The 21,161-nt window shown below is 69.3% G+C and carries 23 protein-coding genes and 1 tRNA gene; 16 read left to right on the top strand and 8 right to left on the bottom strand.

The window, feature by feature from the left end; translation table 11 throughout:
• Nucleotides 1-242: 242 nt before the first annotated feature.
• From J7495_RS15305 to J7495_RS15315, 3 genes are read right to left on the bottom strand one after another with little or no spacing between them, the layout of a single operon-like run.
• Complete coding sequence (locus J7495_RS15305) at nt 243-1,055, bottom strand: alpha/beta fold hydrolase (RefSeq protein ID WP_294057572.1); 813 nt, start codon at nt 1,053-1,055, stop codon at nt 243-245.
• A gap of 10 nt (nt 1,056-1,065) precedes the next feature.
• Nucleotides 1,066-1,944 (bottom strand): alpha/beta hydrolase, encoded by an 879-nt coding sequence (locus J7495_RS15310; RefSeq protein ID WP_294057573.1) that lies wholly within the window; start codon nt 1,942-1,944, stop codon nt 1,066-1,068.
• A gap of 14 nt (nt 1,945-1,958) precedes the next feature.
• On the bottom strand, nt 1,959-2,603 hold the full coding sequence (locus J7495_RS15315; protein ID WP_294057574.1) for an isochorismatase family cysteine hydrolase: 645 nt from the start codon (nt 2,601-2,603) through the stop codon (nt 1,959-1,961).
• Nucleotides 2,604-3,004: 401 nt separating this feature from the next.
• Between J7495_RS15315 and J7495_RS15320 the strand changes: the two genes are divergently transcribed.
• Nucleotides 3,005-3,376, top strand: coding sequence for a response regulator (locus J7495_RS15320; RefSeq protein WP_294057575.1), 372 nt, complete (start codon nt 3,005-3,007; stop codon nt 3,374-3,376).
• Nucleotides 3,377-3,456: 80 nt separating this feature from the next.
• Nucleotides 3,457-4,080: a response regulator gene (locus J7495_RS15325; RefSeq protein WP_294057576.1), complete on the top strand. Its 624-nt coding sequence runs from the start codon at nt 3,457-3,459 to the stop codon at nt 4,078-4,080.
• Between the two features lie 311 nt (nt 4,081-4,391).
• Here the strand turns inward: J7495_RS15325 and J7495_RS15330 are convergent, their stop codons facing one another.
• Both J7495_RS15330 and J7495_RS15335 read right to left on the bottom strand, forming a co-directional pair.
• Entirely contained in the window at nt 4,392-6,902 is a 2,511-nt protein-coding gene (locus tag J7495_RS15330; protein ID WP_294057577.1) for a PAS domain S-box protein, read from the bottom strand.
• An 80-nt stretch (nt 6,903-6,982) separates the two neighbouring features.
• The gene (locus J7495_RS15335) at nt 6,983-9,517 is read right to left on the bottom strand and encodes an ATP-binding protein (protein WP_294057578.1); all 2,535 of its coding nucleotides are present in this window, start codon (nt 9,515-9,517) and stop codon (nt 6,983-6,985) included.
• Between the two features lie 169 nt (nt 9,518-9,686).
• Between J7495_RS15335 and J7495_RS15340 the strand changes: the two genes are divergently transcribed.
• Together J7495_RS15340 and J7495_RS15345 are read left to right on the top strand one after the other, a co-directional pair.
• Nucleotides 9,687-10,055 (top strand): response regulator transcription factor, encoded by a 369-nt coding sequence (locus J7495_RS15340; RefSeq protein ID WP_294057579.1) that lies wholly within the window; start codon nt 9,687-9,689, stop codon nt 10,053-10,055.
• Between the two features lie 2 nt (nt 10,056-10,057).
• Nucleotides 10,058-10,579, top strand: coding sequence for a response regulator transcription factor (locus J7495_RS15345; RefSeq protein WP_294057581.1), 522 nt, complete (start codon nt 10,058-10,060; stop codon nt 10,577-10,579).
• On the opposite strand, the gene J7495_RS15350 is transcribed toward J7495_RS15345, so the two are convergent.
• The gene (locus tag J7495_RS15350) at nt 10,511-11,005 is read right to left on the bottom strand and encodes a GAF domain-containing protein (protein WP_294057582.1); all 495 of its coding nucleotides are present in this window, start codon (nt 11,003-11,005) and stop codon (nt 10,511-10,513) included. The genes J7495_RS15345 and J7495_RS15350 overlap by 69 nt on opposite strands.
• 178 nt (nt 11,006-11,183) lie before the next feature.
• On the opposite strand from J7495_RS15350, the gene J7495_RS15355 reads away from it, so the two are divergent.
• Complete coding sequence (locus tag J7495_RS15355; RefSeq protein ID WP_294057583.1) at nt 11,184-11,768, top strand: DUF4142 domain-containing protein; 585 nt, start codon at nt 11,184-11,186, stop codon at nt 11,766-11,768.
• 27 nt (nt 11,769-11,795) lie between these two features.
• On the opposite strand, the gene J7495_RS15360 is transcribed toward J7495_RS15355, so the two are convergent.
• A tRNA-Ser gene (locus tag J7495_RS15360) sits at nt 11,796-11,885 on the bottom strand.
• 134 nt (nt 11,886-12,019) lie between these two features.
• Here J7495_RS15360 and hspQ point away from each other — a divergent pair.
• The 4 genes from hspQ to J7495_RS15380 all read left to right on the top strand — a co-directional run bounded on the left by hspQ (nt 12,020) and on the right by J7495_RS15380 (nt 14,097).
• Nucleotides 12,020-12,400: a heat shock protein HspQ gene (hspQ, locus tag J7495_RS15365; protein ID WP_294057584.1), complete on the top strand. Its 381-nt coding sequence runs from the start codon at nt 12,020-12,022 to the stop codon at nt 12,398-12,400.
• Between the two features lie 261 nt (nt 12,401-12,661).
• The gene (gene rplU / locus J7495_RS15370; RefSeq protein WP_294057586.1) at nt 12,662-13,054 is read left to right on the top strand and encodes a 50S ribosomal protein L21; all 393 of its coding nucleotides are present in this window, start codon (nt 12,662-12,664) and stop codon (nt 13,052-13,054) included.
• 23 nt (nt 13,055-13,077) lie between these two features.
• Nucleotides 13,078-13,347, top strand: a complete 270-nt coding sequence (gene rpmA / locus J7495_RS15375) for a 50S ribosomal protein L27 (protein WP_294057587.1) — start codon at nt 13,078-13,080, stop codon at nt 13,345-13,347.
• Nucleotides 13,348-13,524: 177 nt separating this feature from the next.
• Entirely contained in the window at nt 13,525-14,097 is a 573-nt protein-coding gene (locus J7495_RS15380) for a GNAT family N-acetyltransferase (protein ID WP_294057588.1), read from the top strand.
• Nucleotides 14,098-14,311: 214 nt separating this feature from the next.
• On the opposite strand, the gene J7495_RS15385 is transcribed toward J7495_RS15380, so the two are convergent.
• Nucleotides 14,312-15,154: a metal-dependent hydrolase gene (locus J7495_RS15385; RefSeq protein ID WP_294057589.1), complete on the bottom strand. Its 843-nt coding sequence runs from the start codon at nt 15,152-15,154 to the stop codon at nt 14,312-14,314.
• 56 nt (nt 15,155-15,210) lie between these two features.
• Here J7495_RS15385 and J7495_RS15390 point away from each other — a divergent pair, with 56 nt between their 5' ends.
• From J7495_RS15390 to J7495_RS15420, 7 genes are all read left to right on the top strand, one after another.
• Nucleotides 15,211-15,810 (top strand): helix-turn-helix domain-containing protein, encoded by a 600-nt coding sequence (locus tag J7495_RS15390; RefSeq protein ID WP_294057590.1) that lies wholly within the window; start codon nt 15,211-15,213, stop codon nt 15,808-15,810.
• Between the two features lie 20 nt (nt 15,811-15,830).
• Nucleotides 15,831-16,196, top strand: coding sequence for a hypothetical protein (locus J7495_RS15395; protein ID WP_294057591.1), 366 nt, complete (start codon nt 15,831-15,833; stop codon nt 16,194-16,196).
• A gap of 355 nt (nt 16,197-16,551) precedes the next feature.
• Nucleotides 16,552-17,601 (top strand): GTPase ObgE, encoded by a 1,050-nt coding sequence (obgE, locus tag J7495_RS15400; protein WP_294057592.1) that lies wholly within the window; start codon nt 16,552-16,554, stop codon nt 17,599-17,601.
• Between the two features lie 47 nt (nt 17,602-17,648).
• Complete coding sequence (locus J7495_RS15405; protein WP_294057593.1) at nt 17,649-18,206, top strand: Uma2 family endonuclease; 558 nt, start codon at nt 17,649-17,651, stop codon at nt 18,204-18,206.
• An 89-nt stretch (nt 18,207-18,295) separates the two neighbouring features.
• Entirely contained in the window at nt 18,296-19,072 is a 777-nt protein-coding gene (locus tag J7495_RS15410) for a hypothetical protein (protein WP_294057595.1), read from the top strand.
• 29 nt (nt 19,073-19,101) lie between these two features.
• The gene (gene proB / locus J7495_RS15415; RefSeq protein ID WP_294057596.1) at nt 19,102-20,205 is read left to right on the top strand and encodes a glutamate 5-kinase; all 1,104 of its coding nucleotides are present in this window, start codon (nt 19,102-19,104) and stop codon (nt 20,203-20,205) included.
• Nucleotides 20,202-21,107, top strand: coding sequence for an NAD(P)H-binding protein (locus J7495_RS15420; protein WP_294057598.1), 906 nt, complete (start codon nt 20,202-20,204; stop codon nt 21,105-21,107). Before proB ends, J7495_RS15420 begins: the two co-directional genes overlap by 4 nt.
• The last annotated feature ends 54 nt before the right edge of the window (nt 21,108-21,161 follow it).

Here is a 21,161-nt window from a genome sequence, read left to right on the forward strand (position 1 = left end):
GACGCTCCGCGGCTTCACACCCTACGAATATGTCGCACGCATCTGGACAGAAGACCCGGCCCGATTCAAAATCGACCCGTACCGCCTCTCCTCGGGACTAAACACGTAGAGGCTGTACGGATCGGATTGAACCAGGTCGTCATCCCGGCGAAAGTCGGGACCCAGAGTTACAAAGGGCGTCGCTCGTGGCCCTGGGTCCCGGCTTTCGCCGGGATGACGATTCAAATTGAATCGGACACGCTCTAGGCCGCGATCCCCGCGGGCACGGCGCCCGGCGTCGCCAGCCGCAGCCCGTCGATCCAGCCGAGCACCAGGTCGACGACGCGCTCCCACCCCGGCTCGGCGATCAGCAGGTGCGACTGGCCCGGCAGCATCGCGAACTCGGTCGGCGCGGGCGCCCGGCGCTGGATGCGATAGGCCGCGCGCGAGAGATAGGGTGTGACCAGCAGGTCGCGGTCGCTGCCGGTGATCAGCAGCGGCTGGGTGCGGCGGCGCGGACCGATGCGCGTGCCGAGCCACAGCGCGGCCTGGTGGAACACCTTGCCCGGCGCCGGGATCACATAGCGCGCCATCGCTTCGTCGATCAGCGCCTCGGGCGCGCCGGTGGCGTAGAGCGCGGCGAAGCGCCGGCGGCTGAAGGCATAGGGCCGCGCCCAGCCGCGCGGGCGCAGCACGATCGGCGCGATCGCCTGGAGGGCGCGCGGGCCCGGCACGATCCCGCCGATCGGCACCGGGTTGAGCACCGCTGCCGCCACCCCCAGCCCGCGGTCGAGCAGCAGCTGGGTCAGCAGCCCGCCCACCGAATGGCCCACCAGGATCGGCGGCTCGGGCAGGCTCGCGACGAACGTCGCGAGATGGTCGACGATCCGCCCGACGCCCAGCGCGCCGAAGCCCTGCGGCACCGAAGCGTTGATCGCGGCGGCGTCGAGCCCCTCGATCAGCGGCCAGCTCGGCGTGTGGACGACATGTCCCGCCGCGCGCAGCCGCCCGGCGAACCGGTCCCAGCTCGCCGGGGTGACCCAGGCGCCGTGGATGAGGACGATGGTCTGCGACATCTCCCCGGCCTCAGGCGATGTCGGCGCGGCTTCGCGTTCGCACGAAGCTCGCGATGAGGTCCGCAACGAACCCGGGCGCCTGGTGCTGCGGGCCATGGCCCATCTGCGGCAGCACGACGAGGTGCAGGCCCTTCCATTCGCGGTTGAGCGCGAACCAGTTCGGCGTCGGGAAGACGATCTCATGGTCGCCCGCGATCACCAGGATCGGGATGCCAGCCGTAGCGAGGAAATCGCGATAGCCGCCGCGATCGGGGAAGATGTCGTCGGCGCGGCGTTCCTGGAGCAGGCGGAGATAGGTCTCGGGCAGCACCGGCGGGCTGCGGTCGCCGGTGCGCTCGGCGATCCGCCGGTTCGAGGCGCGCGCGGCGGCGCGGCTCGACGCGCTCTCGGGCTCGAAGAACAGCACTTCCTCGTCGGCGAGGTCGTTGATCGGCTTGAGCGCGCGCTCGAGGAATACGGGCTCGGACGCATGCTCGGCCTTGCCGGGCGGGATGGTACCGATCAGCACGAGCTGGCTCACCCGCTCGGGCGCCATCACCGCCACGACCTGCGCCGCCATCCCGCCGAGCGACCAGCCGCCGAGCACGAACCGGTCGATGCCGAGCGCGTCGGCGAGGTCGAGCACGTCGTTCGCCATCGTCTCGGGGATGTAGCTCGCGGCGCCGGTCGACTGGCCGAGGCCCGACCAGTCGAAGGTGATGACGCGGAAACTCGTGGAAAGCGCATCGAGGAAGGCGGGGTCCCAGCTGTCGAGCACGCCGCGGAAGCGCAGGCACAGGATCAAGGGCGTGCCCTGGCCGATCTCGCGATAGGCGAGCGCGCGTCCACGCGCTTGCACGAAGCGCGTGGCGACGTCTCGGGCCGTGGGCGTGAGCATGTCGATCGTCATCTCGGGCAATTCCTTCAGGCGGGCTCGGCGACGGCGAGCGCCGCGACGAGCTCCTGGGTGGTGAGGATGGCGTGAGCGAAGGTCGGCCCGTTGATCTCGTGCGCCGAATGCAGCGCCTCGGGGCTCGCCGCGGCGGTGGCGTCGCGCACCAGCGTGACGTGGTAGCCGAGCTCGGAGGCGAAGCGCCCGGTGGACTCGATGCAGGTGTTGGCGATCAGCCCGACCAGCACGACATGGGTGATGCAGCGCTGCTTCAGCCGCAAGTCGAGATCGGTGTTGGCGAAGCCGCTGCCGCCCCAATGTTCCTTGACGACCGTGTCGCCGGGGCGCGGCGCGAAATCGGGATACCATTCGGCGCCCCAGCTGCCGCGCGCGAACACTTCGTGCCGCGCGGCGCCGAGCTGATAGGGCGTGGGATGGTCCCAGTCGGCATAGTCGCCCGGCTCCCATTGCCGGTGCGGCACGATGAACACCGCGAAGCCCGCCGCGCGCGCGACGCCCAGCGCGATGCGCAGATTGGCGTGGAGGTTGGTCTGCTCGGCGACGGCGGCGACCAGCGGCCAGAGCTTGCCCCTGGCGTCGAGGAAATCATTGTACGGATCGACGAACAGCAGCGCCGTGCGGGCCGGATCGTAGCTGGGCAGCGGCGTCTCGGGCATCTCGGGGCTCCCTCCTGGATACCCGTGGAGCCTAGGGTGCGCGGCGGGCTCGCGTCATTTCTACGAGCGATTGACCGGCTCATACCTTCGCATAGCGGCGTGGCCGACCCGCCCCGAAGAGGGGGCGGGCGGGCCGGCGTCTGGGGGGAGGATGCCGGCCCGCCCGGGTTGCATCGGGGGCTGCCCGATTGCGCGTTGCACCCGGATGGCGAGGGGGGATGCCAGGTGCCCCTCTCCTATCCCCGATCGGCGCCGCGGCCGCCATTAGACTTAAGGGTTAACGCGCCGCGACTGCGGTTGTGCCGGGGCGGGGCAGCGCTCAACCATCGTATAGTTGCGGTTGATCCCCGCACGGACACACTCGCCGAGGCCCGTTCGCTGCGGGCGGAGGCGCGCAACGCATGACGGAGGCCCCGGTGATCGCAGTCGTCGACGACGACGAGTCCATCCGCACCGGCGTGGCCCGCCTGCTGCGCGCCGCCGGCTATGGCGTGCGGGTGTTCGACAGCGCCGAGGCCTTCCTGGCCGACGATGCCAATCCCGCCACCGCAGCGCTGGTCACCGACATCCAGATGCCGGGGATGAGCGGGCTCGACCTCCAGGCGATGGTCAACCGCGAGCGCCCGGAGCTCGGGGTGCTGATGATGACCGGCTATCCCGATGCCTTGACCCGCCAGCGCGCCCTCGACGCGGGCGCGCGCTGCGTGCTGAGCAAGCCTTTCGACGCGGACGAGCTGCTTGCCGAACTCGAAACCGCGATCAGGGGGAGCTGACCATGTATCAGCGGACGGGATTTTACTCGACTTTGGAGCGGATTTTGCCCGCGGCCGAAGAGCAGGATATAGTCCCTTTGATGGACTCGGCCGCTCTCGTCCACGTGATCGACGACGATCCTTCCATGCGACGCGCGGTTGCCGCGCTTCTGCGCTCGGTAGGGATCGAGTCCGCGACCTATGAGACGTGCAGCGCGTTCCTAGCCGCCGAGCTTCCCGACCAGCCCTCGTGCCTGCTGCTCGACGTGCGGCTGCCGGGGATGAGCGGGCTCGATTTCCAGGGCCAGCTCGAGGCGCTGGGCATCCGGCTGCCCGTCATCATGATGACCGCGCACGGCGACGTGCCGATGACCGTGCGCGCGATGAAGGCCGGCGCGATGGACTTCCTGCCCAAGCCCTTCCGCGACCAGGATCTGCTCGACGCGGTCGCCGCCGCGCTCGAGCTCGACGGCCGGCGCCGCAAGACCGACGGCGAGCTCGCCACCCTCTCGCGCCGCTACGAGGGGCTGTCGTCGCGCGAGAAGCAGGTGATGCAGCTGATCACCGCGGGCCGGCTCAACAAGCAGGCGGCCTATGACCTGGGGCTGAGCGAGATCACCGTGAAGCTCTACCGCGCCGCGGCGATGAAGAAGATGGAAGCGCGCACGCTGGCCGACCTGGTCAAGATGGCCGAGCGGCTGAAGATCGGCGAAGCGGTGGTCTAGGGCGCCTGCAAATCGAAGACTTCGTCACGCTGAACTTGGGAACGTCATGATTTGCGAGAGGGGATTGGATTCCCCAATCGTCATCCCGGCGAAAGCCGGGACCCAGGGCCGCGAGCGATGCCCTTCGTAACCCTGGGTCCCGGCTTTCGCCGGGATGACGGCTGTGGGGCGAGGCCAGTTCGGCGATTGAGGACACATCCTTGTTTCAGGGTCCATGCCGAGGACTTTCCAACGGCCGGAGGGCTTGAGGAGACGGCACGGCATCGATGCTGAAACAGGTTCGGCAGACGGGGCTGTCAAAACGGGCGTGCTCAAAGCCCCGGCGGCACCGGGAGGGTGAAGCGGAAGCACGCGCCTTCCGGCCCGTTCTCCGCCGCGATCGAGCCGCCGAGCGACTGGAGGATCGAGCGGCAGATCGGCAGCCCCATCCCCATCCCGCCTTCCTTCGTCGTGAAGAAGCCGGTGAAGAGATGGCCGAGATGCTCGGCCGCGATGCCGGGCCCGGTATCGCGCACCGCCACTTCGATCTCGCCCGCGCCGCCCCGCGCCGTGACGACGGTGATCCGCCGCTCTGCCGGATCGGCGGCGACGATCGCCTGGATCGCGTTGAGCGCAAGGTTGACGATGACCTGCTGGAGCTGCACCCGGTCGGCGACCGCGGGCGGCAGCCCGCCGGCGAAGCGCGTCTCGATCGTCACCTGGCGTGCCATCGCTTCGTGGCGAACGATCAGCAGCGCTTCCTCGATCATCGCATTGATGTCGACCGCGCCCGGATCGGGCTCGCGCTTCATCGCCATGCCGCGGATCCGCGCGATGATCTCGCTCGCGCGCCGGGCATCGGCGACGATGTCGGTCGCCAGCGCCGCGACTTCGCCCAGGTCGGGCTGCGGCCGGTCGAGCCAGCGCAGGCTCGCCTGCCCCGACGCGGCGATCGCGGCGAGCGGCTGGTTGACCTCATGCGCGATCGAGGCGGTCAGCTCGCCCAGCGTGGTGATCCGCGAGGCGTGCGAGAACTCCGCCTGGATCTCGCGCAGCCGCACCTCGGCGGCGCGGCGGTCGCTGATGTCGAGCGTCGCGACCACGGTGATCCCCTGCTCCTGCAGCGCGGGCGCGAAGGCGACGGTGAAGGCGACGTCCGCGGTGCCGCCGTCGAGCGTGCGGATCTGCGTCTCCTCGCTGTGCCCCATGGCGCCCGCATACCGCGCCTCGATTGCGTGGCGGAAGGCGGCGGTGCTCTGGTGCCAGAAGTCCCAGCCGGTACGCCCGGCGAAGTCGGCGGCGCTGGTGCCGCGGCACAGCCGCACCGCTTCGCTGTTGACTTCCTGGATCGTCACCAGCCTGAGGCAGCGCTCGAGCGCTTCGGCATGCGCGTCGAAATGCCGCGATAGGCTCACCACGCCCTGCGCGCGCCAGCCCTCGAACAGCCCGCCGAGCCGCGAGGTGTCGCACTGCCACAGCGCCACCGGGATATGCTCGAACAGGTCGCGGTAGCGATATTCGCTCTGGCGGAGCGCCAGGCTCGCCTGCTTGCGCTCGCTCAGGTCGATGAAGCCCACGACGTTGATCCCGCTCTCGACCAGCGTCAGCGGGAAGGCCATGGTGTAGATCACGTCAACCGGCTCGCCGTCGAGCCGGTTGACCACTGTCTCCTCGGTATAGTTGGGCCGTCCGCGCAGCCGCGCGGCGAGCGAGCGCCGGATCGTCTCGGGCCGCGCCTTCCACGCCCATTCGATCGGCCCGCGCAGGTCCTCGACGCTCTCGGCGCCGAACAGGCGGAGCGCCTCGAGATTGGCCTCCTCGATCGTCGGCAGGCGCAGCACTTCGTCGAGGAACTCCGGGGTGCGCTCGACATGGTCGGCGAGCTCGCTCGTGCCCGTGGCGTGGAGGTCGCTCAGCCGGTCGTAGAGCGGCTGGAGATTGATCTGCGCCAGCGCGATCGGCATATGCTGGAACAGCGTGCGGTAGCGTTCCTCGCTCGCCTCGAGCTTCTGGAAGGCGTGCTTGCGCCCGGTGATGTCGATCACGCCGACGAGCACGGTGCCGCGCGCCTTGTGGCCGCTCGGCCAGCAGACGGTGAACAGCGCGTCGATCCGCCGCCCGTCCCAGCCGCTCAGCACCGTCTCGACGCTGAAGCTGTCGCGCCGCTCGGCCGCGGCGACGAGCGATTCGGCGAAGACGTGGCGGCTCTCGGCGGGCCAGGCCCAGGCGGTGTCGCGCGCCAATGCCGCTTCGCGCGAGGGGATGCCGAACAGCTGCAGCGTCGTCTCGTTCACGTCGATCACGCGGACCATCGGGATCAGCCGGTCGACGAGCGCCGGATCGCCGCGCAGCCGCCCGACGAGATCGGGCTCGCCCGCCGCGACCAGCCCGCCGATCGTCTTGCGCACCTCGGAGAAGTCGAGCTCCCAGAAGGCCGCGGCCATCGCGTGGAACAGGTTCGAGAAACGGTGCGCGGCGATCTCGCTCTCGCTCACCTGCTCGGCCTCGCGCGACCATTCGAGGACCATATCGGCATCGGCGCGGAGCATCCGCCGGACGCTCAGGTGCAGCTCGCGCCCGTCGCCCGCCGTGCGGAACAGCTCGCCGTCCCAGCTGCCCTCGGCGGCGAGCTGATCGCGCAGATAGCCGAGCCCGAACGGATGGCGCGTCGCGAGCAGCTCCTCGATCGCCATGCCGATCGCGCGCGCCGCCGGCCAGCCATAGACTCGCTCGGCGCCGGGGTTCCAGGCGCGGACCACGCCTTCCCGATCGAACCCGATGATCGCATCGGGCACCAGCGCCGCGAACGCGTCGGCGTCGCGGTCGAGGAGCGGCAGAACCATCAGTTGCCGTAGCGTCGCCGGTGCATCGCGCAATGATGGCATAGCTGCGCAACTGCGCAAGGACGTTTTCGCCCGCTAAATCAGGCGGCTGCGCGCATCATCTCCACCACCGTGCCAACGATCCTCGGCACGGCGTCGGGCGAGGCCGCCTCGAGCTCTTCCTCGAGCTTGCCGGCGAAGTGCCCGAGCTCGAGCTCCTTGAACATCCCCGCCGAGCCGGCGAGCTTGTGGAGCAGCCCGCAAAGCTCTTCCACGGCCCCGGGATCGAAGCTGCCCGAGGCTTGCAACTGCTCGGCGAACGCCAGCAATTCGGCCTTGCGCGCATTGTAGCGATCGACGAGCGAAGGCTTCGCGGTGATCGCGGGCATCTCGGCCGGCGGCGCCTCGCGCACGGGACCCGCCGCGGGCGCCCAGCGGTGGAGCGCCTTGTCGAGCTGGGCGAGATCGAGCGGCTTGGCGAGATGCGCCTGCATCCCCGCGCTCAGGCACGCCGCGATGTCGTCGGCATAGGCATTGGCGGTGAGCGCGACGATCGGCAGCGCGGCTGCGTCGAAGCCGGCGTCCCGGATCGCGCGCGTGGCGTCGAGCCCGTTCATCACCGGCATCTGCATGTCCATCAGCACGATGTCGAACGGCTCGTCGGTCCGCCCCGCGCGCACCACCGCCTCGACCGCGAGCGCGCCGTCGCCGACGATGGTGGCGCGATGGCCGAGCCGCGACAGCATCGCTTCCATCAGCGCCTGGTTCACGTCATGATCCTCGGCGAGCAGCACGCGCAGCGGCCGGGTCGCGACGGTCTCGCCGAACATCGGGGTCCTGATCGTCCCGCCGCCGCCCGCGGGGACGAACGGCAGGCGCAGGATCATCGTCGTCCCATGGTCGGGCACGCTCTCGAGCGTGAGCTCACCGCCCATCAGCGCGGCGAGCTGGCTGCTGATCGTCAGCCCCAGCCCCGTGCCGCCGTAGCGCCGCTGGGTCGAGGCGTCGGCCTGGACGAACTCGCCGAACACCGCCGGCTGGCGATCGAGCGGGATGCCGATGCCGGTGTCGATCACGGCAATCTCGATCGTGTCGTCGAGGCGGTAGGCCGTGAGCGTGACGCTCCCCCGGGTGGTGAACTTGACTGCGTTGCCGAGCAGGTTGAGCACCACCTGGCGAACGCGCAGCCCGTCGACCATCACGAACTTGGGCAGGTCGGCGCCGAACTGGAAGTCGAGCTTGAGGCCCTTCTGGATCGCCGCGGGCTCGGCGAGGCGGACGCAGTGGCTGAGCGCATGGCGCAGGTCGGTCGGCTCGGTCGCGACCTGCATCTGTCCCGCCTCGATCTTCGAGAGGTCGAGGATGTCGTTGAGCAGGTGCATCATCGCCTTGCCCGAATCGACGATCAGCGCGGCCTGGCGATGCTGGTCGGGCGAAAGCTCGCTGCGCAGCAGCAGCTCGGCGAAGCCCAGCACGCCGTTCATCGGCGTGCGGATCTCGTGGCTCATGTTGGCGAGGAAGCTCGACTTGGCCTGCGCCGCCGCTTCGGCGCGCTCGCGTGCGGCGTCGACTTCGAGCTCGAGCCCCTTGCGCGACGTCACGTCGCGCAGCGAGGCGATGACTTCGCTCGGCTCGCCGGTCACCGGGTCGCGTACCAGCCCGGCGTGCGCCTCGATCCACATCAGCTGGTTCGGGTCGTCGTAGCGATAGGTGCGATAGAGGATGACGCCGCGATCGATCGCGCCGCTCGCGAGCAGCCCGTGGAACTGGAGGATCTCGGCCTGGTCCTCGGGCGAGACGGCGCCGTCGAGCGGCTTGCCGAGCAGCGCGCTCGGCTCCACGCCCAGCACCTGCCGCGCCGAGGGCGAAGCGTAGATGCAGCTCCCGTCGAGCGCGATGCGCAGCACCGCGTCGGTCGCATTGGCCGCGAGCAGTCCGAGCTCGGCCTCCGCGCGCTCGCGGCGGACGATGTCCGCTTCGAGCGCGGCATTGGCGGTGCGCAGCGCGGCCATCCGCTCGCGCCGTTCGCGCACGAACAGCCAGCCGATCGCGAAGGTGAGCAGGCCGCTCAGCGCCAGCGTGATGATCAGCGGCACTTCGAAGGCGCGCGCGCGTGCCAGCCGCTCGGCGAGCAGCCGCTGCTCCTCGCTGCGGATCGCGCCGATCAGATTGACCAGCTGCTGCGAGGCGCGCTGCGCGGCGGGATCGTGGATCTGCGCGGCGATCGCGGCGAGCTCGGCCTTGTCGAGCCGGGTGACGGTGTGGCGCGCGATCGTCAGCCGCTCGCGCGCGAGGGCGCCGAGCAGGAGGGTGCGCCGGTGCTGGGGCGGATTGTCCGCAGTGAGCGAAGCGAGCGCGTCGAGGTCCGCGGGCAGGCCGGCGGCGATCTCCTCCAGCCCGGCAGGATTGCGCGGGTCGGCCGCAAGCACATGGTTGCGGCGCAGCAGCTCGGAGCGGAGCATCTTGATGCGGATGCCCGACAGCCGGTCCGAGACTTCAAAGGTGTGGCGCACCCATTGGTCGGCCAGCTGCTTCTGCCAGGCGAGCCAGACCCCCGATCCGGCGCAGCAGCTCAGCAGCAGCAGCGCCGCCGCGAGCATGCGCTGCGATCGATGGCGGGCAGCACGGGTCAGCATCACAACTCCCAGAACGCCGGAACGGAGAAGCGGGAAGTAACCATATAAGGCTAACGGGCCGTTAGGACCTCTTGTGGCAATTCCTTAAGTGTTCGGAAGGCCGAAGCATCGTAGAGGCCGCGGGACTGGAGTAACGTTCGCCGATCCGGCGACCGAGGCGAGTTGGTCCATGGCGCGTATCATCATTGCCGAAGACGACGAGATCGTGGGACAGATTGCGCAGGACGCGCTGATTGCTGCCGGCCATGGCGCCGGCGTGGTCGGCAACGGCGTCGAGGCGCTGCGCGTGATCAAGGCGCGGCGGCCGGACCTGGTGATCCTCGATTGCAACATGCCCGAGCTTTCGGGCGTTCTGCTTGTCCAGGAACTGCGCAAGATGCCCGAGTTCGCCAAGCTGCCGGTGATGATGCTCACCGGCCGCCGCGGCGAGCGCGACGAGGAGCTGGCGCGCTTCGCCGGAGCGGACGACTATATGAAGAAGCCCTTCGATCCCGATGAGCTCGTCTTCCGCGTCGACGAGCTGCTCGCCAAGGGCTGAGCATGGCGCGCATCATCTATGTCGAGGACGATCCGCTGGTCGGCGAGGTCGTCCAGTCGATCCTCACCGAGGCCGGTCATCTGGTCGGCGTGATCGCGCACGGCACGCTCGCCTTCGACACCATCGCCTTCAAGAAGCCCGACCTGGTGATCCTCGATCGCGGCCTGCCGGGCATGACCGGCGTCGAGATCCTCGAGGCGATCCGGCGCCTCCCCGGCCTCTACCTCACGCCGATCCTGATGCTCAGCGCCAAGGGCAGCGAGGAAGCGATCGCGGAAGCGATGGAATCGGGCGCCAACGACTATCTGGTGAAGCCCTTCGAGCCCGAGGAGCTGGTCCGCCGCGTCGGGCAGGTGCTCAGGGCGAACAACTGGAAGCGCGAGGAGAAGGCGACCGCCGCCGCGGAAGTCGTCGAGACCGCCGAGGCTCCGGAGACGCCCGCGGCGCCCCCGTCCTCAGTTGAGCATGGTGGCGGTGATCTGACGCCCGAGCTCGCGCAGCTCGTGAGTCTGTTCCGGCAATAGCCGGGCGCGCGGCAGCGAATCGATCGCGCACAGCGCGCCGAAGGGCTGGCCGCAGGGCGTGACCAGCGGCAGTCCCACGTAGAAGCGGATGCGCGGCGTACGCTGTACCAGCGGGTTGCCCGCGAAGCGCGGGTCGAGCGCCGCATCGAACACGCACATGATCTCGTCTGGATTGGCGATGGCGTGGCCGCAGAAGGAGATGTCGCGCTCCACTGCGTGCATCTCCATGCCCTTGGCGGCCGAGACGACCTGCCGGTTGCGATCGATCACCGTCGCCACGCCGACCTGCGTGCCGAACAGCTCGGCGACACGCTCGACCAGCGGCTGCGCCCTCTCGGGCCGCCGCTTCGCCAGTCCGTAGCGATCCACCGCCGCCTGGCGCTGGGCCTCGTTCTTCAATCGGGGGGCGAGCGCGTAGAAGTTCACGGAAAGTCCTCGGAAATACGGTTCCAGGTCTTTGCGCGACAAAGGTGAGCGGACCGTAAATCCCGCGTCCCGGTGTTGTCCTCCCCGCCGCGACGCCGCGTGGACACGACATTCGTCGCATTCGCCGGAACGGGCCCTCTCCGGCTTCGTTGAGGCGCCGCAGAGAGGAGAATTCCTGATGAAACATGGGTTTATTTTGGCGCTCGGCGCGTGCGCGCTCGCCTTGTCGGCCTGCGGGAGCAAGACCGACACCGAGACCACGGCGACCAACAGCGGCTCGGTGACCGACATCTCGACCGACACCGACAACGGCACCGAGAACGCCACCGTCGCCGTGCCCGCGATGAGCGGCCAGGAATTCGCCGACGCCGCCGCTTCGACCGACGCCTATGAGATCGAGGCGGGCAAGCTCGCCGAGCAGAAGGCGACCGACCAGAAGCTCAAGGACTTCGGCAAGATGATGGTGGACAACCACACCACCTCGACCGCCAAGCTCAAGGCCGCGGCCGGCAAGGCCGATCCGGCGATCACGCCCAACCCCAAGCTCGATCCCGAACAGTCGGGCAACCTCGAAGCCCTGCGCGCGGCGACCGGTGCGGATTTCGACGCGCTCTACAAGCAGCAGCAGGTCGCCGCCCACCAGAAGGCGCTCGCTGCGATGAAGGGCTATGGCGAGACGGGAAGCGTGCCCCAGCTCAAGGACTTCGCCTCCGACACCGCGTCGATCGTGCAGACGCACCTCGACAAGATCCTGGGGCTGTAGTCGCGAGGATCCGCCTCGCAGGGAAGGTGGCGGAGAGGGTGGGATTCGAACCCACGTTACGGTTGCCCGTAAACCGCATTTCGAGTGCGGCGCGATCGACCACTCTGCCACCTCTCCGCAGAGGCGTTTTTCGGTTGCAGTCCCGCTTCGGGACCTCATCCGGGTCGCTGTGAGGCGCGGCCCTTAGACCAATCATTCGAGCCCCGCAAGCGCCCGCTTGTGCGACGCCGAACGCACACTAGATTATTGGCATGACTGGCGTACCCACCCGTTCCGCGCCGCTTGATCCCGGAGTTCCCCTGCCCCCGGTCGCGAGCGCACGCTTTGCGATCGGCGATGTCGTGAAGCATCGCCTCTTCGATTTCCGCGGCGTGATCTTCGACGTCGACCCCGTCTTCGCCAACAGCGAGGAATGGTATGAGGCGATCCCCGAGGACGTCCGCCCGCCCAAGGACCAGCCCTTCTACCATCTCCTCGCCGAGAACGCCGATTCGACCTACATCGCCTATGTCAGCCAGCAGAATCTGGTGACCGACGACAGCGGCGATCCGGTCGACCATCCGGCGATCGAGGGGCTGTTCGATGGTTACACCGGCAGCCGCTACACGCTGAAGCCGCTGCACCGGCATTAGACACGCCTCCGTCCCTTCAGTCGTCCCAACCCTTCCTTCGTCATCCCGGCGAAAGCCGGGACCCAGGACCGCGAGCGATGTCCTGCTTGACCCTGGGTCCCGGCTTTCGCCGGGATGACGGTTGGTGAGGCGCTTCCGGCCATCACACCGTCACAAAACCGGAACTAATGGTTGACTTCGAAGCGCCGCTCCCTTAGCTGCGCGCTTCCTCCTGCCGGGTCGCTGCCTGGCGGGCACAAGCATTTGGACAGAGAAGAAGCCATGTTCGCAGTGGTGCGCACGGGCGGCAAGCAGTATCGCGTTGCCGCGGGAGACAAGATCGTCGTCGAGAAGCTCGACGGCGAGGCCGGCTCGTCGGTCACGCTGGGCGACGTCCTGCTCGCCGGCGAAGGCAGCGAGCTGAAGCCCGTCGACGGCCTGACCGTCTCGGCCGAGATCGTCGCCCAGGCGAAGGGCGAGAAGGTGATCGTCTTCAAGAAGCGTCGCCGCCACAATTATCGCCGCAAGAACGGCCACCGCCAGCAGCACACGATCCTGAAGATCGTCGCGATCGGCGCGGCCGAGGAGAAGAAGGCGACCAAGGCCAAGGCCAAGAAGACCGCCGACGCCCCTGCCCCCGAAGCGGCTGCCGAAGCCCCGGCGGCGGAAGCCTGAGCGAGCGAAGAGGAGTATAGACAATGGCACATAAGAAGGCAGGCGGCTCTTCGCGCAACGGCCGCGACTCGCAGAGCAAGCGTCTCGGCGTGAAGAAGTTCGGTGGCCAGGCGGTCGTCGCGGGCAACATCCTCGTCCGCCAGCGCGGTACGAAATTCTACCCGGGCACCAATGTCGGCATCGGCAAGGACCACACCCTGTTCGCACTCGTGAACGGCCGCGTGTCGTTCCACGACGGCAAGCTCGGGCGGAAGTTCTGTTCGGTAGAGATGATTGCCGAGGCGGCCGAGTAACATCGGGCAACCAGCCGGGTTGCCCACCAGGGCGACCCGGGTCCGGACACGGACCAACGCATAAGGGAGACGGGTCGCCCCGGTCTCCCTTTTTTGCTGCTCCCTCAACCCGCTAATGTCTCGCTGGCGTCATCGTGGCGCGCCAGGGGCATGGCAAAAGAGTCGAGGAGAGTACGGATGTTCGTGCGTACCGAGAGACTGACGCTCAGGCCCTTCTGGCCCGAGGATGCGCCTGCGCTCGCTCGCGCGATCGGCCATGAATCGGTCGTGCGCAACCTCGCCAAGGTGCCCTGGCCCTATGCGCTCGGCGATGCCGAGAGCTTCGTCGCGACCCGCCACCGCGAGACGCCCGGCCCGGTCTTCATGATCTGGGCGCATGAGGGCGACGTGATCCGGCTGATCGGCGGCATGGGGCTGCACCCGCTCGAAGACGGCAGCCACGAGTTCGGCTATTGGCTGACCCCCGCGGCCTGGGGCCGCGGCTATGCGACCGAGGCCGGGCGCGGCGTGCTCCAGACCGCGCGCCACACGCTGCGGCTGAAGCGCGTCGTGGCGGGCCATTTCGTCGACAATCCGGCGTCGGGCCGGGTGCTGCGCAAGCTCGGCTTCTGCCCGACCGGCAAGGTCGAGCCGCGCCACTCGGTCGGCCGCGGCGGCGAAGCGCCGTGCGCGACGTTCGAACTCGAACTGGGTGGTGATGGGGTGGACTGCAATGGCCCGCAAGACGACCGAATGGCCGTGGCGGCGTGACTGGAGCTGAAGGCCCATCCTTTGTTGGGGAGGTCCTCCAGATCCAGCCGCCATCCCGGCGAAAGCCGGGCCCCAGGGCCACGAGCGACGTCCTCTGCAACCCTGGATCCCGGCTTTCGCCGGGATGACGGTGGAGGGATGCCCAAAAGCTCGTCTCGATTGGTGTCACGCCCCCATTTCAGGGTAGCGGTTCTTCGATCGCGGGCGCACCAACCTAAGCCAGCACCGCGGCGGCATAATCGCTCTCGGCCTTGCCGATCAGCGGCCGGTCGTCATGGTTCCAGGGGTGGAAGCCCGGCAGGTAATAGGCGACCAGCGCCGGCACCAGCCGGCGGAACAGCCCCGGCCTGCCCAACAGGAACCAGGTCAGCCCCCACTCCGCGCGCCAGCCGGTGATCCCGTCCTGCCGCAGCAGCTCCCGCGCCCCCGCGACGCGCTTGCGCCAGAAATTCATCGTCACGACGGTCATCATCACTGCCTTGAGCTTCCAGCGCTTCCACCGCGTCCAGTCGCGCGTGGCATGCAGCCAGGTGTCATAGGCGACGCCCTTGTGCTCGAGCTCCTCGATCGCGTGCCACTTCCACATGTCGGCAAGCTCGCGGTCGGTCTCGCCGAAGATAGCAGGGTCCTTGAGGAACAGCGTCGCGAGGATGGCGGTGTAATGCTCCAGCGCCATCGTCGCGGCGAGGTTCACGATCGCCGGGCGCCGGCGGATGATCGCGAGCGTCTCCTCGACCACCTGCTCGAGCGGCGCAAGATCGTAGCCCGCCTCGGTCACCCGCTTGTTGAACGCGACATGCTCGCGGCTGTGCATCACTTCCTGCTGGGTGAAAGCGCGGATCTCGGCCTCGAGCCGCGGCGGCGTGCCTTCGCGGAACGCCTTCACCGACTCGATGAAGAAGGCCTCGCCGGTCGGAAAGGTGATCGACAGCGAGTTGAGGAACGCCGTCGCCACCGGATCGCCGTCGTACCACCAGCGTGCCTGCGCCTTGCCCCGCCCGAAACGGCGGTCGCGCGGGGTGATCACGAGGTCCGCGGGAGTCTTTGCTTTCGCCACGGCGATTCCTCCATTAAGCCGGGAAGCTTCAGGGGGCGTAGAACTTACTTACATTGATGTCAATAACTCGCAAACGACTGTCCCCCGAGGAATCCCGCGACGCCGCCATCGAGGCCGCGCGCGAGCTGCTGCTCGAGGCGGGACCCCAGGCCGTCACGCTCAAGGCGGTCGCCGCCAAGATCGGGCGCACGCACGCCAACCTGCTCCACCATTTCGGCTCGGCCGCCGGGCTGCAGAAGGCGCTCGCGCAGAGCATCACCGGCTCGGTGCGCGACCGGATCGCCGACGCGGTGCTGCGGACGCGCGCGCGCGGCGACCATGATCCGCGCGAAGTGGTCGACCTGACCTTCGACGTGTTCGGCAAGGGCGGCGCCGGCGCGCTGGCGAGCTGGATGATCCTGACGGGCAATCAGGAAGCGCTCGCGCCGATCCTCGAATCGATCCGCGGCCTTGTCGACATGATCGGCAAGGACCATCCGCACAACGGCACCGCGCTCGAGGAGGAGACGCTCCACCTGGTGCTGCTCGCGCTCGGCGACGCGCTGCTCGGCGAGCCGATGGTCAAGGCGCTGGGCCTGAAGCGCGACGCCGCGCGCGGGCTTGCCACCCAGGCATTGATGGCGCCACACCTCCATGCCGAGGACGGCGAAGGCTAGGAGTCGCGGAGATGGTCGCAATGATGTTCGCCCTGATGCTCGCGGCTGCGCCGGCCGAGCCGCTCGCCAAATGCCCGGTCTCGGCGCATTGGCGCGACGGGCTGGTGGATACCCGGAAGATGGTGATCACGCCGCTCAGCAACGTGATCGACGTCAACGACGACAAGCTGTTCTGGAACGGCAAGCCCGTCGAGTTCGACACGCTGGTCGGCTATGGCACCGAAGTCGCCAAGCTCCGCCCGCGCCCGTGGATCAAGATCGACGCGAGCGGCGCCGATTGCACGACGCTGACCAAGGTGATGGAAGCCTTCGGCGATGCCGCCGCCTGCACGCCCGAGGCCTGCATGGTCTCGCGCAAGGCGATCCCCGAGGGCGAGCGGCACTAGGGTGCCGCTGGGGCGTCAATAGTGATGCAGTCACGCTGAACTCGGGGCTGTCATCAATCGCCGAACGGGTTTTCGGCATTCCTACACCGTCATCCCGGCGAAAGCCGGGACCCAGGGTTACTGAGGACATCACTCGCGGCCCTGGGTCCCGGCTTTCGCCGGGATGACGGCTCGAGAGGCAGCGCCGCTCCCGCAACACCTGCTTTCAAACCCGCCTCTGGGCGGTGCGCCCGTGGAGGGTTGGACCCTGAAACAAGTTCAACGTGACAAGTCCTCGGATGGAGCGCACGCTTCGATCTGAATGCCCAAACGAGCCGGGCTGGCGCTCCCGCCTCCCCTCCCCTAAAGCGCGGCGATGCATTTCCTCGACCAGGCCAAGATCTTCGTCCGCTCCGGGACCGGCGGCGGCGGCGCCGTGAGCTTCCGGCGCGAGAAGTACATCGAATATGGCGGGCCCGACGGCGGCGACGGCGGCAAGGGCGGCGACATCATCTTCGAGGCCGTCCCCGGCCTCAACACGCTGATCGACTTCCGCTACACCCAGCATTTCCGCGCCCAGCGCGGCCATGGCGGCGCCGGCAGCAACCGCACCGGCGCAGGCGGCGACAGCCTCGTCATCAAGGTGCCGATCGGCACCCAGATCCTCGCCGACGACGACGAGCGCACGCTGCTGCTGGACCTCACCAAGGAAGGCGAGCGCGTCGTCTTCCTGCGCGGCGGCGACGGCGGCCGCGGCAACGCGAGCTACAAGACGTCGACCAATCGCACCCCGCGCCAGCACGGCACCGGCTGGCCGGGCGATGAGGCCTGGGTGTGGCTCCGCCTCAAGCTGCTCGCCGACGCGGGGCTGGTCGGCCTCCCCAACGCCGGCAAGTCGACCTTCATCAACCAGGTGACCAACGCCCAGGCCAAGGTGGGCGAATATGCCTTCACCACCACGCGCCCGCAGCTCGGCGTCGTGCGCCACAAGGGCAGCGAGTTCGTGGTCGCGGACATCCCCGGGCTGATCGAGGGCGCTGCCGAGGGCGCGGGCATCGGCGACCGGTTCCTGGGCCACATCGAGCGCTGCCGCGTGCTGCTCCATCTGGTCGACGCCAACGACGAGGATGTCGCGACGAGCTACCACATCGTCCGCGACGAGCTCGAGGCCTATGGCGCCGGGCTGGTCGACAAGCCGGTGGTGGTGGGCCTCAACAAGATCGACACGCTCGACGACGAGCTGATCGCGGCGCTCTCCGAGGAGCTGGAGGAAGCGAGCGGGCATCCGGTGATCCCGCTCTCGGGCGCAAGCGGCGTCGGCGTCGACTGGGTGCTCGACAAGCTGCTCGAAGCGATCGGCCCCGAGCGCGGCAAGGTCGGCGAGGACGACGACGGCGAGGACGCGATCGAATGGTCGCCGATCTGAGGGCCGCATCGCTTGGTGCCATCGCCCAGCGATGGTAGAAGGGCGGCATGCGCGCCGACCCTGCCTATCGCAAGATCACTGCGGACGAGTTTCTCGAAATCGACTTCGGCACCGACCGGAAGTTCGAACTCGAGGACGGCGTCATCGTGATGATGACCGGAGGCACCGAGGCGCATGCCTGGGTGCAGGGCAACATCTTCGCTTGGCTGCGCACGCGGCTGAAGGGCAGCGGCTGCCGGCCCTATGGGTCGGAGATGGCGGTCCGCGTGAGCGAAACAGACGTGCGCTACCCTGATATCAGCATCTATTGCGGCCCTCGCGACGCGGTCACCGAGGCGAAGTCGCTGAGCGACCCGGTGGTGATCATCGAAGTCCTGTCGCCGAGCACCACCACCCTCGACCAGGGGACCAAGCTGGAGGAGTATCGGCGGATCGCCAGCGTCCGCACGATCGCCTTCGTCGATCCGATCAACGAAATGTGCCGAACCTTCGAACGCCAGTCCGAGAACGGCTGGCACGATCACATGTTCTCGGGCCGCGGCGGGATCGCGATCCCGGCACTCGACTTGACGATCCCCCACGACGAGATCTTCGCGCGCGACTGACCGCGATTCCGCGCCGGCGGAGTCGCGGGGCTGACGCAAATCGGGCAGAGAGCGTGCGCCGCGGCGTGGCGCCGAGTCGGGGGGACGCGATGAGTCTGGGCGATCTGTTCCGCCGGTTGTTCGGCGCGAAGGCAACCGTCGCTCCGGCGTCGCCCGAACCGCCTGCGGGCGACCCGCTCGCCGAGGCATCCTTCGACGCCCGCTCGCGCTTCTGGGCCCGGGCCGGCGCAGTCGAGCCCGACGTCCTCGCGCCGCTGATCAGCCCCGCCTTCCTCGGCGGGTCGCATTGGCCGACGCTGCGCCAGGCCTATCGCGTCGTGCGACGCCCCGAGGGCGGCGTGCTGCTCGCCACCGACGGGCTCTCCGATCCGTTCGAAGAAGGCGGCGACGCCAACGGCTACGGCCTCGAGCTCTTCCTCGAATGCGCCGACCTGCCGCCCGCGCTCGCCGGCGCGCCGGGCACCATCGCGCCGCTCCGGAAGAGCTGGATGTTCGCGCTGCTCAGCCATGTCGCCGGCATCGTCGCCGACAATGGCGGGATCGTCTCGCGGCTCGACCGCCACGGCGGCATCCTCTCGATGGAGCTCCCCGGCGTCTCCGAAGCCGAGACGATCCATTCGCAGCTTCCCGCGCAATTCGTTACCGCCGACGACGTGCTCGGCATCCTGATCGGCGGCCCGGCGCCCGATTTCGCGACCGACATGCCGGACATGCCGCTCTCGCCGGTACGCGCGGTGCCGATCGTGCTGCTCACCGCCGCCGAGCTCGCCGAGGTCCGCGCCGGCGACGACAGCACGCGCGACGCGGTCGCCCGCGCGCTCGCGAAACAGCCCTACACCCACCTGGCGCGCGACTCGCTGGTCTGAACCGCGGCACGCTGCTAACGCCCGGCGCCATGCTCTTCCCGCCCTCCTCCTGCCCGCGCCTGGTGGTCAAGATCGGCTCGGCGCTGCTCGTCGATCCCGACGGGCGCGTGCGCCGCGAGTGGCTCGAGGGGGTCGCCGCCGACATCGCCGCGCGGACACGCGAGGGCCAGCAGGTCGCCGTCGTCTCCTCGGGCGCGATCGCGCTCGGCGCACGGCGGCTCGGCCTCCCCAGGGGCGGGCGCGCGAGCCTCGAGGATGCGCAGGCCTCGGCCGCGACCGGCCAGATCGCGCTCAGCCAGGTCTGGGCCGACGTGCTCGGCGCTGAGGGCCTCACCGCCGCGCAGATGCTCGTCACGCTCGACGACCTCGAGGACCGCCGCCGCTACCTCAACGCCTCGGCGACGCTCGATCGCCTCCTCGGCCTCGGCGTCGTCCCCGTGCTCAACGAGAACGACAGCGTCGCCACCGAGGAAATCCGCTTCGGCGACAACGACCGGCTCGCCGCACGCGTCGCGCAGGCGGCGGGCGCGCAGGGCGTGGTGCTGCTCTCCGACATCGACGGGCTCTACGACCGCAACCCCGCCCAGCCCGGCGCGGTCCACATCGCGCGCGTCGAGAAGATCGGCGCCGAGATCGAAGCGATGGCCGATACCGGCTCGGGCTCGGGGATGGGCTCGGGCGGCATGGTCTCCAAGATCGCCGCGGCGCGCATCGCCAATGCCGCGGGCGCGGCACTCGCCATCGCTTCGGGCCGGATCGAGCGCCCGCTCTCCACCGAGGCGCGCCACACGATCTTCGTCGCGCAAAAGGCCGCTCCGGCACGCAAGGCGTGGCTGCGCGGCGGGCTCACCGCCAAGGGCACGATCCACATCGACGCCGGCGCGGCCAGGGCGCTGACCTCGGGCAAGAGCCTGCTCGCCGCCGGCGCGACGCGGATCGAAGGCAGGTTCGACCGCGGCGACCTGGTCGTCGTCGCCGGACCCGAAGGCACGCCTCTTGCTCGCGGCCTCGCCGAATATCCCAGCGACGATGCCGCACGCATCGCCGGCAAGCGCAGCGAGGAGCAGGCCGCGATCCTCGGCTATGCCCCGCGCGCGGCGCTTGTCCACCGCAACCACATGGCACTGCTGTGAGCGTGCTCGCGATCACCGGCGGCACGGGCTTCGTCGGCTCGCGGCTGATCGCGCTGGCGCTCGAGGCCGGCCACCGCGTCCGCGCGCTCACCCGCCGCGAGCAGGCCGAGCGCGTGTCGGTAGACTGGATCCCCGGCGACCTGCACGACACCGCCGCGCTCGCCCGGCTGGCCGAGGGTGCCGACGCGGTCATCCACGTCGCCGGCGTGGTCAATGCGCCGACCCGCGAGGGCTTCGCCAGGGGCAATATCGACGGCACCCGCAACATGCTCGCCGCTGCCGAGGCCGCTGGGGTGGCGCGCTTCGTCCACGTCTCCTCGCTCGCCGCGCGCGAACCGCAGCTCTCGTCCTATGGCTGGTCCAAGGCCGAGGCCGACAGGCTCGTCGAGGCGAGCCCGCTCGACTGGACGATCGTCTGCCCGCCCGCGATCTTCGGTCCCGGCGACCTCGAGATGCTCGAGCTGTTCAGGCTCGCCGCCAAAGGCCTTGCGCTCACCCCGCCGGGCGGCCGGCTGTCGGTGATCGAAGTCGGCGAGCTCGGCCGCCTCCTCCTCGCGCTGGCGCTCAGCGACTCCTACCGCCAGGTGATCGACGTCGACGACGGCCGCGCGAACGGCTGGGACCACAAGGAGTTCGCTCGTGCGATCGGCACCGCGGTCGGCAAGCGCGTCGCCGCCTTCGCGCTGCCGCGCCCGCTGATGATGGCCGGCGCCCAGCTCGACCGGCTCGTGCGCGGCAAGGGCGCCAAGCTCACCCCCGACCGCGTCGCCTATTTCTGCCACGAGGACTGGGTGGTCGACGCTGCGAAGCGCCCGCCCGCCAACCTCTGGCAGCCGCTGCGCACCACCGAGGACGCCCTCGCCGCGACCGCCGCCTGGTACCGCGACCAGGGGCTGCTCTGAAGCCATCACGCCGACGCCGTCATCCCGGCGAAAGCCGGGACCCAGGGCCGCGAG

Origin of the sequence: Sphingomonas sp. (genome assembly GCF_017745215.1) — a bacterium.
Lineage (GTDB): Bacteria > Pseudomonadota > Alphaproteobacteria > Sphingomonadales > Sphingomonadaceae > Sphingomonas.